The following is a 15,661-nucleotide window of genomic DNA, read 5'->3' as shown; positions in this document are numbered from 1 at the left end:
GGGGCCGGTGGGCGGGCCGTGCGGTGGGCGGGCCGCGCCAAGCCGGGGCGCTCAGGTCGCGCGGTGCGGGTCGAGTTCGGCGTCGTAGGCCGTGACCCAGAAGAACGCGCCCTCGCGGTCGTACTCGAAGATGAGCGCGGACGAGCCGGCGGTCAGGGGGTCGTCGCCGTTCTGGCGTACCTGGATCAGGGCCGAGGAGCCATCGGAGGCGGTGACTTCTGCCTGACCGAACGCGCGGTCCACCCGCCCGGTGCGGATCACGCACATCCGGCCGATGAAGTCGCGTTTGGAGGGTTCGCGTCCGTCGGGGACGAAGCGTCGCCACAGTACCCCCAGTGCAGCGGCGGCCGCCCAAGCGCAGACCAGCGCGATCACCAGGACGAGTACCGCGGCGGCCAGCGTCAACGGGGAGCCGAGGTCGATGCCGTCCAAGAGCGCGGTGCCACTCAGGCTGGCGAACCACGCCACGGAGATGACGAGGGACAAAGTCACGGTGATCGGTACCCCTCCGAGGCCGATGCCCGACAGGAAACCGGTGAGGCCGCCGTCGGCCAACCCCTCGGTGTCGGGATCCAGTGAGTCCACGCCGAGTCCGCCCAGGACCACGAGTGCCCAATAGCCGATGACGACGAGCAGGGCGAAGCTGAACAGGACAGTAGGGAAGCCTAGGGCGGCCGTGAAGAAGTCACGCATACAGACCTGTCAGCCCCTCTACCGCGTTGGTCGGACCATTGGGCCTTTCGCGTTTCCAGTTCCGGGTCGGCCGTACCCGGGAAGGGGGTCCCTGCCGAGAACCGCTCCGCGGTCCGGGAGTGGAAGTGGTCATCCGCCCGGTCGGGGCCGATCGAACCAACGACCCCGGACCGAGCGGACAGCGCCCGCATTTTCCGTCCCCGCGAATTGCTCGGTGACGTTTACACACTCCTTATGACGCCGGAGTGTGCCGCTTGGTTCCGGGAAAAATCCAGATTGCTTCGTAAATCCGATCAAGGCCGGCAAATCGGCACAGTTCGGTACGCCTGCCGGCCATCGGACGGTGCCGGCATGTGGACACCGCAGGCTCCGTGCGCTGGGAAGGCCGGACCGCCGCCCCGGTCCGGAGAGGGGACGGGTTTTGCCCGTTCGGGGAAAGGCCGTGGTGCTAGCCCCGTGCGCCGACGGGCAGGAGCGCTCAAGGAAATCCGATCAGGCCCGTCCGGGCCGCCAAACGGGAGGACCGCGTTATGACCCACCTCGTCGTGTTGGGCGTGGCCGACAAGGAGACCGCGGAGCGGGCGCTGGACATCGCAGGGGACCTGTCCCAGCAGGAACTGCTCCAGTTGGAGGACGCCGCCTACGTCTTCAAGGACGACAAGGGCAAACCGCGGGTCCACCAGACTCTCAACACCACCGGAGTGGGGGCCGCCGGTGGCGCACTCTGGGGGACGCTGATCGGCCTGCTCTTCCTCAACCCGCTCCTCGGCCTGGCCGTCGGCGCCGCATCCGGTGCCGTTGCGGGCAGGCTCACCGACATCGGGATCAACGACGACCTGATCAAACAGATCGGCGGTCAACTGGATCAGGGCAGGGCCGCGGTGTTCCTCCTGGCGCGCTCCGCCACGGTCGACCGGGTGGTCGAGGCGTTCCGGCCGCTGAATCCCGCCGTTATCCAGACCAACCTCAGCAAGGAGAACGAAGAGGATCTCGTGCGCGAACTCCAGCCTTCCTGACGCGGGTGTGCCGCACCGCCTTTCCCCGGGGTGCTCCGGTTGCTCACCGGTGCCCGATCCTCGGGCGTAGCGCCGGAGCCCGGTCCGGTGGCGAAAAACTGCCTAAGGTCGACCTCTACCGACAGGTGTCGGTCGCCACCGGAACGAAGCTGGTGTTCGTCGCCGGCCAGGTCGCCCGTGATGCCGGCGGCGGCAGAGCCGGCGAAGGCGACTACGCCGCCCAGGTCGAGCAGTGCTCCCTCAACGTCGGTATCGTGCTGGCCGAGGTCGGTGCCTCCTTCGACGACGTCGCGAAACTGACCGTCTACGTCGTCGAGCTCACCCCCGACAAGATGCCCTTGTTCGTCGAGGGAGCCGCGCGGGCCGTGGCGAAGCTGGGCGTCACCGCGTTCCCGCCGCTCACCGGGGTGGGTGTCGCCGCGCTGGCCGAGCCCGACATGCTCGCCGAGGTCGAAGCCACCGCGGTCGTCGACTCAACGCAGGACGACGACCCGTCCCCGACGGCACAGGAGGGGCGGTCGGGTCGAAGTGGCGGGGAACCGTCCCTCCTCACTCCGCGATCACCACCTCCAGGGTGCGCGGACCGTGCACCCCCTCCACCCGGTCCAGTTCGATGTCGCTGGTTGCCGACGGCCCACTGATCCAGGTGAGGGGCCTGCCCGGGTCGAGTAGGGCCACGGCGTCGGGTACGTCGCCCACCACCTGGTCGGCGCGCACTACGCACAGGTGGTAGTCGGGCACCAGGCTGATGGCGCGCCGCCCCTGCGCGACGCCGGCGTCCAGCACGATCGTCCCGGTCTCGGCGACCGCCAGCGCACAGCCGGTGACCACTCCGTCCACCCCGTCCAGTTCCGCGACCGCCAGCGCCTCGTCGGCGACAGCGACGACCGACGAGGCGGCCGTCCAACGCGTGGGCAGGTCGGGCGGGACCACGATCCGCCGCACTCCCCGGCGTTTCAGGGCCTGGGCGACGGCCTCGGCCACTTCCGCGGCGGGCACCCGGTGCACCACCGCTCGATAGTCGGTCAGCCGGTCCACCAGTAGCCCGATCAGTTCGCCCCCGGTGTGTGCCCGGACGTATCCGCGCGTCACCACGACGTCCTCGGGTTCCTCCCCGCGCGGCACGTCCGCCAACGCCGCACGCACCTTGGCCAGGATGCGCTCCCGCGCCCCGTCGCTCACCGCTGCTGCCCCCGTCCGCGCCCGGCCCACCAGTCCCGGAACGACTCCTCCGGGATGTCGGGGATGTCCCGGGTGTCGGTCCAGGCCGCCCCCGGTCCCGGCAGGTGGCGTTTGGGAACGAGCCCGCGGGCCTTGCCGGCGGCCCGCTGGGCCAGACCCAGCCGTTTCTCGTCGCCGAGAACCCACCCGGCCGCTCCCATGGCAACGCGTTCAACGGTGGTGCCCTTGCCCTCGACGACCTTTCCGCGCAGGTGAACCAGCACCTCGGGGATGTCGATGGCAACCGGGCAGACCTCGTAGCAGGCGCCGCACAAGGAGGAGGCATAGGGCAGAGAGGCATCCAGTTCCGACGACGTCCCGCGCAGCTGTGGGGTGAGGATCGCGCCGATCGGCCCCGGATACACCGAGCCGTAGGCGTGCCCGCCCGCCCGTTCGTAGACGGGGCAGATGTTGAGGCAGGCCGAACAGCGGATACAGCGCAGCGACTGGCGCCCGACCTCGTCGGCCAGGACGTCGGTGCGTCCGTTGTCCAGAAGCACCAGGTGGAAGTCGCCGGGACCGTCGCCGGGTGTGCTCCCGGTCCAGGTGGAGGTGTAGGGGTTCATCCGCTCCCCGGTGGAGGAGCGCGGCAGCAGTTGCATGAACACCTCCAGGTCCTGCCAGGTGGGGACGAGTTTCTCGATTCCCACCACCGAGATCAGCGTCTCGGGCAGGGTCAGGCACATCCGCCCGTTTCCCTCGGACTCCAGTACGACCAGGGTTCCGGTCTCGGCCACGGCGAAGTTGGCCCCCGACACCGCCACTTTGGCGTTGAGGAACTTGTCGCGCAGGTGCACACGTGCGGCCTCGGCGAGCGCACGTGGCTCGTCGCTGAGGTTCGCGGGGGCCGGAACCCCCCACTCGGCCATGGTGCGGTTGAAGATCTCCCGGATCTCTGCGCGGTTGCGGTGGATCGCGGGAACGAGGATGTGGGAGGGGCGGTCCTCTCCCAGCTGCACGATCAGTTCGGCGAGGTCGGTCTCGTAGGCGGTGATCCCGGCTTCGGCCAGGGCTTCGTTGAGTTCGATCTCCTGGGTGGCCATCGACTTGACCTTGACGACCTCGGTTTCGCCGGTCGCCCGGACCAGTCGGGTGACGATGGCGTTGGCCTCGGCGGCATCGGCGGCCCAGTGCACGTGACCGCCGGCGGCCGTAACCGCCTCCTCCAGCTGTTCCAGATAGACATCCAGGTGGCGCAGGGTGCGGTCCTTGATCGCCTTGCCCGCCGCGCGGAGTTCGGCCCAGTCGTCGAGTTCGCTCACCACCGCTGCCCGCTTGCCGCGGATCGTGTGGGTGGCCTTGCGGAGATTGTGGCGCAGTTGGGCGTTCTGCGTGGCGGCGGAGGCCGCCTCGGGGAAAGCGGGCATGCCGACGAACGTTCCGCTCACAGTGCGGGCTCCTTCTCTGTCGAGGCGAGGATCTCGGCGAGGTGCATGACCCGCACGCCCGCGCGCTGGCGGTCGAGGGTGCCGCCGACATGCATGAGACAGGAGTTGTCCACGGCGCACAGCACCTCGGCGCCGGTGGCGGTGACGTGGCGGGCCTTGTCCGAGCCCATCGCCGCTGATACGGCCTCGTTCTTCATCGCGAACGTGCCGCCGAACCCGCAGCACTCCTCGGCCCCCTCCAGTTCCACCAGTTCCAGGCCGCGCACCGCACGCAGGAGCCGGGTCGGTCGGTCCCCCAGGCCCAGCATGCGCAGGCCGTGGCAGGTGGGGTGGTAGGTGACGCGGTGTGGGAAGTAGGCGCCGACGTCGGTCACCCCGAGCACGTCCACCAGCAGTTCCGACAGGTCCAGCACCCGTGGTGCCACAGCCGTGGCCGCGGTGTCCAGGCGACTGCCCGGTGCGCCGATACGCGGGTAGTTGTCGCGCACCATCGCCGCGCACGAGCCCGACGGCGCCAGGATCACGTCGTAGTCGGCGAAAGTCTCGACGAAACGCACGGCCAGTCTCTGGGCGTCGCGACGGTAGCCGGTGTTGTAGTGCATCTGCCCGCAGCAGGTCTGGGCAGCGGGGAAGACCACCTCGTGGCCCAGTCGCTCCAGTAGCCGCACGACGGCCTTCCCGGTTCCGGGAAACAGGGTGTCGTTGACGCAGGTGATGAAAAGAGCGATGCGCATGGGCCTCCTCGCCGGTGCGGGAACCGACGCGTTTCGCAAAGTCATCGGATCATTATCAAAAACATTGGTAGTTAAGCACATGATCAGGCAGAAAATCATGCTTCTATCCACAATTGGTCTGATCACTTTGCTTCTTTGGTCGTGCGGTCCGGCTGATTCGACGGCGGCTGCGGTGCCCGATTGCGCCTTGGCGGGTGTCCCCTGATCGCCCCTGGGCAGTGGGGGCGGAGCGGGCGGCTGTCACCTGCGGGCGGGGGAGCGGCTTCTCGGTGGGCGGTCGGATGGTTCGCATTTCACCTACCTGACCGAGAGGGCGGCGGCCATGATCGGTCGAAAAGGCAGTAGGTCAAAGGACTGTGGCCTGACCTGGCGCAGGCGTCACTTCCTCTCGGGTCGAGGTTGTCCAATAAGCCGCCAACGAAGGTAATTATTACTTTCAGTGCTTTCTTGGATGCGAAGGGTTAATTCTGCGGTTCGAGGTCATTTACTCCATTGGTGATCGCCGCCGTACCGCTCCGGTGGAGTCGGAGCGCAGGAGGCGCACAACGGGATGACAGATAGTCAGCCCGCGAAAGAAGGGAAACACCAGTAATGAACCGTAAGACTCTGGCCCGCATCGCCTTCACCGCTATCACCGTTCCCACGCTGGCCTTCGGTGCGCCGGCGCTGGCCATGGCCGACAGCTTCTTCAACCAGGACGCCACCGGCGCCGGACGGGGCGGGGCCTACTCCCACAACGTCACCGCCTACGCCAAGTCCGGCAACAGCTGGGGTGGCGGCGGCTGGGGAGGCGGCTGGGACAACGACCGTTGGGGTGGCGGCCGCGGCGGATCCTACTTCCACGAGTCGGGCACCAAGGCCGGCCCTCGCGGCGCGGCAACCTTCGGTGTCACCAGCTTTGCCCGTTAACTGAAGTAGCACTGATGCGGACACGGTGGCCGCCACGTCGGTCACCGTGTCCGCTCGGTCTTTGCATCGCCCTACCGACCGTCGCATCCGCGACGGCCGGACTTTCTGTTCCGGGACCTTTTCTCGGGGCCGAGCCGCACCAGTAGAAAGCAGACAGCCATGACCGCAGCCCTGACCAGGGTTTTCGCCGTTTCCCTCGCCGTTTTGACCTTCACCTTCGTTGCCCCGGCAGCGGCCATGGCCCAAGCGTCGTTCGAGACCAAGTCCAGCAAAGCGGACCGGAACGGGGCATCGCTGACCGTCCTGCGCAGCTCGGTCGCCGCAGACGGCACCGTCTCCTTCTACGAGGTCACCTACCGTGCGGGTCGCTCCGGCGCGACCGTCACGAGCGTCAAGAGCGCTGCCCGGTGACCGGCCGCCGGGTACGGCCCACCGGTCGTCTCTTCGGTGCGGCGGCAACGGCCGTGGCTGCGACGACCCTGTCCCTTTGCTGCGTGGGTCCGGTGGCCGCCGACACCACCGGACCCGAGGCGGGCGAGGCGGTGGCCGACGAGCCCACCGCTTCCCAACCGGAAGGGGACGGTCAGGGGTTCGAGGTCTGGACGCCTCGGGGCAAAGTACCCTGCACGATCACCGGTCCCGACCTGAACGATCTGCGCGATCTGCTCCTGTCCGACGACCCGGTCAGCGCAAGCGCTCTGCGCGACCGGGTCAAACGGCCGACGCTGCTCTGCGGAGCGACCCCGGCGCCTCCTGTCGCTCCCGCACCCGGACCCCAGGAGGAACCCGCCCTCGAAACCCCGGTGGATCCGGTGCCCGCTCCCGGTGCCGGGCCCGGGTGAGACCCGGAGGGCACCCCCCGTCATGCCGCAGCCGTGAGTCGTCACCGCGCGGTAGCGTTGGCCATTCCCTGCCGTCGGCGGGAGCGGGTGAAGCCAGAGAACGGCTGCAGTTTCGTCATTCGCGGCACCGGAGGTCATTTCACATGCTGAGACGCAGCACCATCAAGACGATTGTCAAGCGCGCGCTGCTCGGCTTGTTCGCGGCTCAGATCACAGTGATCGCGGGACTCATCGGCATCGACAGTTGGCGCAAGCGGTTCCGTCCGCAGCGCGGAGGTTTCCCCCGAACCAAGCCGAAGTCGCTTCCGGTGGGCGAGACCGTCGCCACCACCTACACCTACGGTGAGGACGTCTACAACGACATGCTCGCCGCGATCAGGGGTGCTCAGCGCCGGATCCTGTTCGAGTCGTTCATCATCAAGGACGACGCGGTGGGCCGGGAGTTCAAGCGTGCGCTGATCGACGCCACTGAGCGCGGAGTCGACGTCTTCGTGATCTACGACGGGTTCGCCAACCTCGTCGTGCCGCGGAAGTTCTTCCGTTTCCCGCGGCCGGTCAACGTCATCTGCTATCCGGTGTTTCGCCCCGGTGTTCTGCTGTTCAACGTGCGCAAGTCCGGTCGCGACCACCGCAAGATCCTCACCGTGGACGGCCGCACCGGTTTCGTGGGCGGCTACAACGTGGGCTCGGTCTATGCCACGCAGTGGCGCGACACCCACCTGAGAGTGGCCGGTCCCGCAGTGTGGGAGCTGGAGAACGCCTTCTCCGATTTCTGGAACACGCACCGAAAAGCCGGACAGCCCTGGCTGGACCCGATCGGCGCCGCCGACTGGAACCCCACGATCCGCGCGCACCGCAACATTCCCGAGCTGCTCATCTATCCCATCCGGGCGCTCTACCTGGAGGCGATCGACCGCGCCAGGGATCACATCTACATCACCCAGGCGTACTTCATCCCCGACCACGAGATCCTGGGGGCGCTGCTGGCCGCAGCCCGGCGCGGAGTGGACGTGCGCATCCTGGTGCCGGAGATCTCCAACCACGTCGTCGCCGACTGGTTGTCCCGCGGTTTCTACACCACGCTGCTGCGCGGCGGGGTGACCCTGTGGCTCTACCAGGACGCCATGGTGCACGCCAAGACCGCCACCATCGACGGGCAGTGGAGCACGATCGGCACCGCCAACGTCGACCGGCTGAGTCTGACCGGCAACTACGAGATCAACGTCGAGATCTTCGACAGCGGCGTTGCCTCCCACCTGGAGGACGTGTTCACCGCGGACAGTGCCAACGCCCGTCCCCTCACCGAGGAGGAGTGGCGCAGGCGTCCGCTTGTGGCCAAGTTCAGCGAGTTGGTCCTCGTCCCGTTGCGCCCCCTGCTCTGATCCGAGGTCGGTGCGACTCGGCCTGCTGGGTTGGCTGCCCGGGACGAAACGGTGCGGGCAAGGGTGCGCGCGCCGCACCATACAGCTCACGCTTGTGCGAAAAGCTTTCGTCTGGGCCTTGGGCGCCATCGATGACTGGACCGGATCTGGGCGAAGCCGTGCCACCGGGCCCCACCTGCTGGAAGGACACTGTTCCCGGGCCCGGGAACAGTGCGAGAAGTGGGCCGGTTCGCACAGGGAACTGCTCGGCTTTGCCCGCCACACCGTGAAGACGGCAGCCCCGGGCGATCCCCGGACCGTGGTTCTTCCGATCGCCCACTTCGAGATTCTTCGGCGCCGGTTGGACGACACCACCGAGCCCGCGTCGAAGGGCGCCAGTGCCTATTTCGGCCACCCGGCCCACGCGGCGGAACTGGCGTGGGCGGCGGACTGCTGGTTGAGCCGGGCGTGGGCGCACCCCACGAACGTGGGTACCGCCCACCTCTTCGGCGCGGCCCTCTACTACAGCGGTGACCTCGACCGGGCCAGGTACGTGCTGGGTGGGGCCGGTAACCGTATGCCCGAGCACCTTCCCTGGGGCCTTGTCTCCCCCCTGCCAGGTCGCACCTACCGCAAGGTGCGCCGGGAGCTTGGCCTCAGGTGACCGTGCCCCGCATCCAGCGGAGTTTCACCGTACGGAGGCAGGGTCAGAAGGCTCGGGGCACCAGCCGTTCCCGTCGCGTCGAGAGCAGCCGGCGCGACGATGTCGAAACGAGGCCGCTCCATGACCGAATTCCGTGACCACGACGCCGACGCCAAGGACCGCCAGCTCGACGGGGTACGCACCGACTCGCGCGGTGACCTCACCACCGACAACGGGGTGTTGATCGACGACACCGACAACTCGCTCGGCGTGGGGGAGCGGGGGCCCACGCTCCTGGAGGACTTCCACTTCCGGGAGAAAATGACCCGTTTCGACCACGAGCGGATTCCGGAGCGGGTCGTGCACGCGCGCGGGGCCGGCGCCTACGGCTACTTCCAGCCCTACGCGTCCCTCTCCCGCCACACCAGGGCGCACTTCCTCAGTGATCCGGCCGTGCGGACGCCGGTGTTCGTCCGGTTCTCCACGGTCGCGGGATCCCGTGGCTCGGCCGACACCGTACGTGACGTGCGCGGATTCGCGACCAAGTTCTACACCCAAGAGGGCAATTACGACCTGGTCGGCAACAACATCCCGGTGTTCTTCATCCAGGACGGCATCAAATTCCCCGACTTCGTGCACGCGGTCAAGCCGGAGCCGCACAACGAGATCCCGCAGGCCCAGTCCGCGCACGACACCCTGTGGGACTTCGTGGGCCTGCAACCCGAGACCATGCACATGATGATGTGGATGATGTCGGACCGCTCGATTCCCCGCAGCTACCGCACGATGCAGGGGTTCGGGGTGCACACCTTCCGCCTGGTGAACGACCGGGGAGAAGGCACCTTCGTGAAGTTCCACTGGAGGCCGGTGCTGGGCACGCACTCGCTGGTCTGGGACGAGGCACAGAAGATCCAGGGCAAGGACCCCGACTTCAACCGGCGCGACCTGTGGGATGCGATCGCGCAGGGCCGCTATCCCGAATACGAGCTCGGCGTCCAACTCGTCCCCGAGAGCGACGAGCACAAGTTCGACTTCGACCTGCTCGACGCCACCAAACTCCTGCCCGAGGAGGAGGTCGCGGTCACTCCGGTGGGCAGGATGGTGCTCAACCGCAACCCCGACAATTATTTCGCGGAGACCGAGCAGATCGCCTTCCACACCGCCAATGTGGTCCCGGGGATCGACTTCACCAACGACCCGTTGCTCCAGGCCCGCAACTTCTCCTATCTCGACACCCAGCTCACCAGGCTCGGCGGGCCCAACTTCCAACAGATCCCGGTCAACCGTCCGGTGAACGAGGTCAGCAACAACCAGCGGGACGGATCCGGGCAGCAGCTGGTGCACCGGGGGCACACCAGCTACCACCCCAATTCGTTGGGCGGCGGATGCCCGGCGCTTGCCGACGCGAACGCCTACCGCCATTACCAGGAGCGGGTCGACGGGGTGAAGATCCGCAAGCGCAGCGACAGCTTCCAGGACCACTACTCGCAGGCGACCCTCTTCTACAACAGCCTGGCCGACTGGGAGCGCGCGCACGTGGTGGCGGCGTTCCGCTTCGAACTCGGCAAATGCGAGGACCTCCGGGTCCGCGAGCGTGTCGTGGAGAACCTCAACCGCGTCGACCACGGACTCGCCGTTCAGGTGGCGTCGGGAATCGGTGTCGCCCCGCCGGCCACGGCCCAGGTGACCAACCATGGTCGCCGCTCACCCGCGCTCAGCCAGGCCGGCCAAGCGGCCGACACCGTGTTCGGCCGCCAGATCGCCGTGTTGGTCGCCGACGGGGTGGGCGGCGACGCGGTCGCGGCCTTCCGCGACGCCATGACCGGGCGCGGGGCCGTGGTGGAACTGCTCGCACCTGTCGACGGGCAGGTCAGAGCGTCCAATGGCTCGTCCCTGGCCGTGGACCGTGCCATGAGTACCGTCGCTTCGGTCCTCTACGACGCGGTGCTCGTGGCGGGCGGGGCCGACAGTGTCGCCACGCTGGGCAGCGACGGCGGCGCCCTGTTCTTCGTGACCGAGGCGTTCAAGCACGCCAAACCGGTGGCAGCCCTCGACGAGGGGGTCGACCTGTTGGGCCGGCTCCCACTGCCCCGGCTGCGCACGGCAGCCGACGGCGACGGTGTCGTCGTCGACCAGGGGGTGGCCACTTTCCGGGGCGGGGACGGCCGCGAACTGCACGAGGCATTCGCCCGACTGGTCGCCGCCCACCGGGTCTGGGATCGCGACGTGGCATCCGTGCCCGCCTGAACAGGGACGATCCCGTGCGGCTACGGCCGCTTCCGCGTTCGCCGCGGGGCGGGCGATTCACCGGGGACGCCGGTGGTCGCGCCCGTCCCGCGGCACCGGTGCGCTTCTCCGGGGCGATGCGGGCGAATGGGCGCAATGAACAAGCTGCTTGGGTTGATTAATTGCATGAAAACGCTGGTCAGACGCTTAATATCGCTATTGTTCAGCGTTGGCGGCGGATTCTATGTTTTCTCTCATGAGCCCAACGTCCCTGCTGGTCGAGACGCCCGACCGCATCGCCGTCGCCCGCCACTACGTCATGTGCCCGCCCGACTACTTCGACGTCCAATACGCGATCAACGCCTGGATGGACCCGGGAATCCCGGTCGACCGGGGGCTCGCCGCCGCGCAGTGGAACGGGCTGCGCGACGCCTACCTGGGGTTGGGGCACCGGGTCAGTCTCCTGGAGCCACTGTCCGGCCTGCCCGACATGGTGTTCACCGCCAACGGTGCGACCATCGTGGACGGGGTCGCCTACGAGGCGCGTTTTCGACACCCCGAGCGTGCACCCGAGACCCTCGCGCATCGCGCTTGGCTGGCCGGCGGGGTGGCCAGGGCCGTGCAGGCGAGTGCCGTGAACGAGGGGGAGGGCGACTTCCTGGTCACCGAGCGCTGCATTCTCGCGGGCACCGGCTTTCGGACCGAGCCCGCCGCACACCGGGAGGTCCAGGAGCTGTTCGGGCGTCCCGTGGTCTCGCTCCAACTGGTGGACCCGCGGTTCTACCACCTGGACACGGCGATCGCGGTCCTGGACGACGGTCGCGCCTCGGACCGGCCCGACATCGCCTACTTCCCCGGGGCGTTCACCCCTGAGGGGCGTGCGGCACTGACCGGTCTGTTCCCCGATGCACTGGCCGTCGGGGAGGAAGACGCCGCGGTCCTGGGACTCAACGCCGTCGGCGACGGTCGCAACGTCGTCCTGCCGGTCCAGGCCGGCGGCCTCGTCGCCGACCTGCGCGAGCGGGGATACCACCCCGTCCTCGTGGACACCAGCGAGCTCGCCAAGGCGGGCGGCGGCCCCAAGTGCTGCACCCTGGAAGTGCGCGAGCCCCTTTCCCGCTGATCACGGGAGTGTCCACGCCTCGTTCCCGGTCGAGGCGTGGACGGTCCGACGAACAGTGCGCTAGTCTGTGACCAGAAAAACTAAATTGGTCATGGAGTCAATATGGTGCGGGCAGGGATCGAACGGGCCGGGCGGATCCTGGATGCGGCAGCGGGACTGATCGCCCGCTACGGCTACGACAAGACCAGCGTCAGCGACATCGCGCGCACCGCCGGGATCGCCAAGGGCGCCGTCTACCAGGAGTTCGCCAGCAAGGAAGCGGTCCTTGAGGCATTGCTGCTCCGCCAGACCCACCGGTTGGCCCGGACGACCACCGAGGCGGTCACGGCCGACCCCCAGGGCGGCAGGCTTTCGGCGATCTACCGGCATGCACTGGAAGCCCTCGCTGCGGACCCCCTCATGCGGGCGCTCTACACCGCTGACAGCCAGACCCTCGGTGACCTCGTGCGCGGGTACGGCCCCGAGCGCTATGCGCCCCGGCAGCGATGGGCAGTCGCGTTCGTCGTTCGCATGCAGGAAGCCGGACTGATCCGCACCGACCTCGACGCGCAGTCCGTCGCGCACGTCCTCGCCATCATCTCCACCGGTCTGATCAGCATCGAATCCACCGTCGGCAGCGAGGCGGCGCCTCCGTTGGAATCGACGCTGGACGCCGTTGCCGCACTGCTGGCCGGAGGCTTCGAGGGCGACGCCGACGCCGATCCGACCGAGGGCCGGCGCGCTTTCACCGATTTCATCGCCACCCCTCTCTCCGGGGACGGCACCCAGTCCCCCGAACCCACCGGGTAGCTCCAGGAGGCCCCAGCCATGCCTTTGACAAGCGCGACCGCACACACCATCACGACCGCCCACGGGCCGCTCCGCTACTACCGGGCCGGGAACACCGGCCCCGCTGTGATCCTGCTGCACGGCGCCATGCTCGACACCGCCCCGCTCGTCTGGGGGGCTGCCATCCCGGCCCTCCAGGACGGATACCGGGTGTTTGCCCTGGACTGGCCGCGCCACGGCGGGAGCCGTCCCTGGCACGGCCCCACCGGCCAGGCCGGTCTGGAAGAGGCGGTGGCCGAGCTGATGGACCACTGCGGCCTGGCGAGCGCCAGGCTGGTGGGGCTCTCCCTCGGCGGCGGTATCGCCGCGGGGTTCGCGGCTCGCAACCCCGACCGCGTCGAACGCCTGGTCCTCGTCGCCCCCGGCGGGATGGAAGGCAGACGGGTGGCACAGGGCTCGACGTACCTCTATCTGCGCACGCCCGGCCTGCTCCGGCTCACCACGGCGCTGTTCGCCCACAGTCCTGCCCTGATCCGCGTCTCGCTTCGAGCCGCCCTGGTCGAAGGCGCGGACCATCCCGACTTCGCCGAGATCGTCGCACTTGCCGAGCAGGAGATGCGGAGCAAACGCGAGGCCGGAGAACTGGTCATGGACGACTGGCAGATCTCCTCGTACGGGTGGCGCCGAATGCGCACCGACCTGCGCCCACTGCTCAGGCACATCGCCTGTCCGACGCTGGTGGTGCGCGGTGACCGGGACTCCGTCGTTCCGCTGAGCGCCGTCGAGGAGACGGCCCGGCTCATTCCCGGCGCGGATCTTCTGCGCGTCCCGGATGCCGGCCACCTGCTCCCCCGGGACCGCCCGGAGGAGTTCCACGCCGCACTGCGCGCCTTTCTCTAGGGCACAGCCGTACGCGGCAGGGGCCCGCATACGCAACGGGGCCTCGCGGTCGTCCGCGAGGCCCCGCTCCCCACCTGTGGGTCCGCTTCGCCGCTCATTCCCCGCGGCCCTGCTATTCGAACCGCGAAAAGCAGTGCCACGGATCATCACGGGTCCGAACCCAATGTGACCGCATAATCGCGGACTATGCGGCCTGCAGTACGGTGCAGCCGGTAATGCTCAAACCACTTCCGAGAAGGGGGACATCGTTGCCCGCCGTCTCGATCTCCATTCCCTGGAGAAGCAGGACGTCCGAGAGTGCCATGAAATAATCACCTCCTCAGGTCTACTCGAAATCTGATAGTCCAGTGTGCGAGTCGCTGTCCCGAGTTAACCGGACAGCGTGAACAGAAATTACCCGCCACGCGGCGAAAATGGAAGTCGGGTTGTTCTCCGGCCGTATTTATCCCGCTGGGGAAGTCGACTGTTAACCGCTCGGGGAATCATTTTCCAGGCCGTGCCGGTCGTGTTCAATGGCCAGAGCCCCCGCGTGTCTTCACGAACTCGGTGATGGAGGAGATGACGTAGTCGAGCATCTCGTCGGTGAGTCCCGGATAGACACCGGTCCAGAACGTCTGCTCCGTGATCAGGTCACTGTTGGTCAGGTCGTCGGCCACGCGGTGGGGGCGGTCGATGTACGCGGGGTGCCGTGTCAGATTCCCGGCAAACAGCAGGCGGGTACCGATCTTTCGGTTCTCCAGGAACTCGACCAGTTCCGCTCTGCTGAACGGTGCCGCTGGCGAAACAGTCATAACGAAACCGAACCAGCTCGGATCGCCGCGCGGTGTCGCCTCGGGAAGCAGCAGCCACGGCAGGCCGTCGAGACCCTCGCGCAGCCGGCGCCAGTTGCGACGCCGGGCCGCTGAGAACCCGTCGAGTTTGGTGAGTTGGCTCAGACCGAGAGCCGCCTGAAGATCGGTTCCCTTCAGGTTGTAGCCCACGTGGGAGAAGGTGTACTTGTGGTCGTACCCGGCCGGCAGCGTGCCCAGCTGGTAGGCGAACCGCTTGTGGCAGGTGTTGCTCTCCCCGGGTTCGCACCAGCAGTCCCGCCCCCAGTCGCGCATCGACTCCACGATCCGGGCCAGAACCAGGTTCGAGGTGAGCACGCAGCCGCCTTCGCCCATGGTGAGGTGATGGGCCGGATAGAAGCTCACCGTCGACAGGTCGCCGAAGGAACCCGTCAGTCGCCCGTCGTAGGTGGAGCCCACGGCGTCGCAGTTGTCCTCGATCAGGAACAGGTCGTTGTCCTCGGCCAACTGGGCGATTTCGGTGGCCTCGAACGGGTTGCCCAACGCGTGCGCGATCATGATCGCCCGGGTGCGCGGACCGATCGCTTGAGCCACCCGATCGGCGGTGGTGTTGTAGGTCCGCAGCTCGACGTCCACGAATACCGGGATCAGCCCGTTCTGCAGGATCGGGTTGACGGTGGTGGGGAACCCCGCGGCGACCGTGATCACTTCGTCGCCGGGCCGGAGCCGGCGTTCTTCCAACAGGTGCGACGTCAGCGCCGACAGGGAGAGCAGGTTCGCCGACGAACCGGAGTTGGTCAGGTGGGCTTTGCGCCGGTTCAGCCTGCGGGCGAAGATGGACTCGAATTTGCGCGAGTTCCTGCCCGCTGCGATCCGCATCTCCAGGGCGGCCTCGACCAGAGACACCCGGTCCTCTTCGTCGAGAACCGCGCCGGATGACCAGATCTCGGTGACACCCGGAATGAACTCCTGTTCCTGCTGGGTCTCCCGGTGGTAGGCGCGGACCTCGTCGAGGATCCGCGCGGCCTGATCGCTCATCACCATCCATA

At 67.9% G+C, this 15,661-nt stretch carries 16 protein-coding genes; 11 read left to right on the top strand and 5 right to left on the bottom strand.

Translation table 11 applies throughout. The annotated features are described in order from the left end of the window. Positions 1 to 51: 51 nt before the first annotated feature. Complete coding sequence (locus QSJ59_RS21770; RefSeq protein WP_285761602.1) at positions 52 to 693, bottom strand: OB-fold-containig protein; 642 nt, start codon at positions 691 to 693, stop codon at positions 52 to 54. A gap of 530 nt (positions 694 to 1,223) precedes the next feature. On the opposite strand from QSJ59_RS21770, the gene QSJ59_RS21765 reads away from it, so the two are divergent. Continuing rightward, positions 1,224 to 1,709: a DUF1269 domain-containing protein gene (locus tag QSJ59_RS21765; RefSeq protein ID WP_285761601.1), complete on the top strand. Its 486-nt coding sequence runs from the start codon at positions 1,224 to 1,226 to the stop codon at positions 1,707 to 1,709. A 125-nt stretch (positions 1,710 to 1,834) separates the two neighbouring features. Beyond that, positions 1,835 to 2,350, top strand: coding sequence for a RidA family protein (locus QSJ59_RS21760; protein ID WP_349497229.1), 516 nt, complete (start codon positions 1,835 to 1,837; stop codon positions 2,348 to 2,350). On the opposite strand, the gene QSJ59_RS21755 is transcribed toward QSJ59_RS21760, so the two are convergent. Genes QSJ59_RS21755 through QSJ59_RS21745 form a run of 3 tightly spaced genes read right to left on the bottom strand, consistent with a single transcriptional unit; the run spans position 2,259 to position 5,052 of the window. Further along, complete coding sequence (locus tag QSJ59_RS21755; protein ID WP_285761600.1) at positions 2,259 to 2,891, bottom strand: LutC/YkgG family protein; 633 nt, start codon at positions 2,889 to 2,891, stop codon at positions 2,259 to 2,261. The genes QSJ59_RS21760 and QSJ59_RS21755 overlap by 92 nt on opposite strands. Continuing rightward, complete coding sequence (locus QSJ59_RS21750; RefSeq protein ID WP_285761599.1) at positions 2,888 to 4,318, bottom strand: lactate utilization protein B; 1,431 nt, start codon at positions 4,316 to 4,318, stop codon at positions 2,888 to 2,890. Before QSJ59_RS21750 ends, QSJ59_RS21755 begins: the two co-directional genes overlap by 4 nt. Continuing rightward, entirely contained in the window at positions 4,315 to 5,052 is a 738-nt protein-coding gene (locus QSJ59_RS21745) for a (Fe-S)-binding protein (RefSeq protein WP_285761598.1), read from the bottom strand. The genes QSJ59_RS21750 and QSJ59_RS21745 overlap by 4 nt, the downstream gene beginning before the upstream one ends. Before the next feature lie 591 nt (positions 5,053 to 5,643). Between QSJ59_RS21745 and QSJ59_RS21740 the strand changes: the two genes are divergently transcribed. The 9 genes from QSJ59_RS21740 (at position 5,644) to QSJ59_RS21700 (ending at position 13,824) form a co-directional block, all read left to right on the top strand. Then, positions 5,644 to 5,961: a hypothetical protein gene (locus QSJ59_RS21740; RefSeq protein WP_285761597.1), complete on the top strand. Its 318-nt coding sequence runs from the start codon at positions 5,644 to 5,646 to the stop codon at positions 5,959 to 5,961. A 159-nt stretch (positions 5,962 to 6,120) separates the two neighbouring features. Then, positions 6,121 to 6,372 (top strand): hypothetical protein, encoded by a 252-nt coding sequence (locus QSJ59_RS21735; RefSeq protein WP_285761596.1) that lies wholly within the window; start codon positions 6,121 to 6,123, stop codon positions 6,370 to 6,372. An 83-nt stretch (positions 6,373 to 6,455) separates the two neighbouring features. Continuing rightward, a complete protein-coding gene (locus QSJ59_RS21730) occupies positions 6,456 to 6,803 on the top strand; it encodes a hypothetical protein (protein WP_285761595.1) in 348 nt (115 codons plus the stop codon). 143 nt (positions 6,804 to 6,946) lie between these two features. After that, complete coding sequence (locus QSJ59_RS21725) at positions 6,947 to 8,185, top strand: phospholipase D-like domain-containing protein (protein WP_285761594.1); 1,239 nt, start codon at positions 6,947 to 6,949, stop codon at positions 8,183 to 8,185. A 94-nt stretch (positions 8,186 to 8,279) separates the two neighbouring features. After that, positions 8,280 to 8,828: a hypothetical protein gene (locus QSJ59_RS21720; protein WP_285761593.1), complete on the top strand. Its 549-nt coding sequence runs from the start codon at positions 8,280 to 8,282 to the stop codon at positions 8,826 to 8,828. A gap of 99 nt (positions 8,829 to 8,927) precedes the next feature. Next, positions 8,928 to 11,054, top strand: coding sequence for a catalase (locus tag QSJ59_RS21715; protein WP_285761592.1), 2,127 nt, complete (start codon positions 8,928 to 8,930; stop codon positions 11,052 to 11,054). A 235-nt stretch (positions 11,055 to 11,289) separates the two neighbouring features. Then, positions 11,290 to 12,156, top strand: a complete 867-nt coding sequence (ddaH, locus tag QSJ59_RS21710) for a dimethylargininase (protein ID WP_285761591.1) — start codon at positions 11,290 to 11,292, stop codon at positions 12,154 to 12,156. A gap of 102 nt (positions 12,157 to 12,258) precedes the next feature. Beyond that, entirely contained in the window at positions 12,259 to 12,945 is a 687-nt protein-coding gene (locus QSJ59_RS21705) for a TetR/AcrR family transcriptional regulator (protein WP_285761590.1), read from the top strand. An 18-nt stretch (positions 12,946 to 12,963) separates the two neighbouring features. Further along, positions 12,964 to 13,824, top strand: a complete 861-nt coding sequence (locus tag QSJ59_RS21700; RefSeq protein ID WP_285761589.1) for an alpha/beta fold hydrolase — start codon at positions 12,964 to 12,966, stop codon at positions 13,822 to 13,824. 509 nt (positions 13,825 to 14,333) lie between these two features. Here the strand turns inward: QSJ59_RS21700 and rfbH are convergent. Then, entirely contained in the window at positions 14,334 to 15,650 is a 1,317-nt protein-coding gene (gene rfbH, locus QSJ59_RS21695; RefSeq protein ID WP_285761588.1) for a lipopolysaccharide biosynthesis protein RfbH, read from the bottom strand. Positions 15,651 to 15,661: the final 11 nt, after the last annotated feature.

This window comes from Nocardiopsis ansamitocini (assembly GCF_030268225.1).
In the GTDB taxonomy this organism is placed as follows: domain Bacteria; phylum Actinomycetota; class Actinomycetes; order Streptosporangiales; family Streptosporangiaceae; genus Nocardiopsis_D; species Nocardiopsis_D ansamitocini.
Note: the sequence above shows the minus strand (reverse complement) of the source record. Positions and strands in the feature narration are given on the sequence as shown.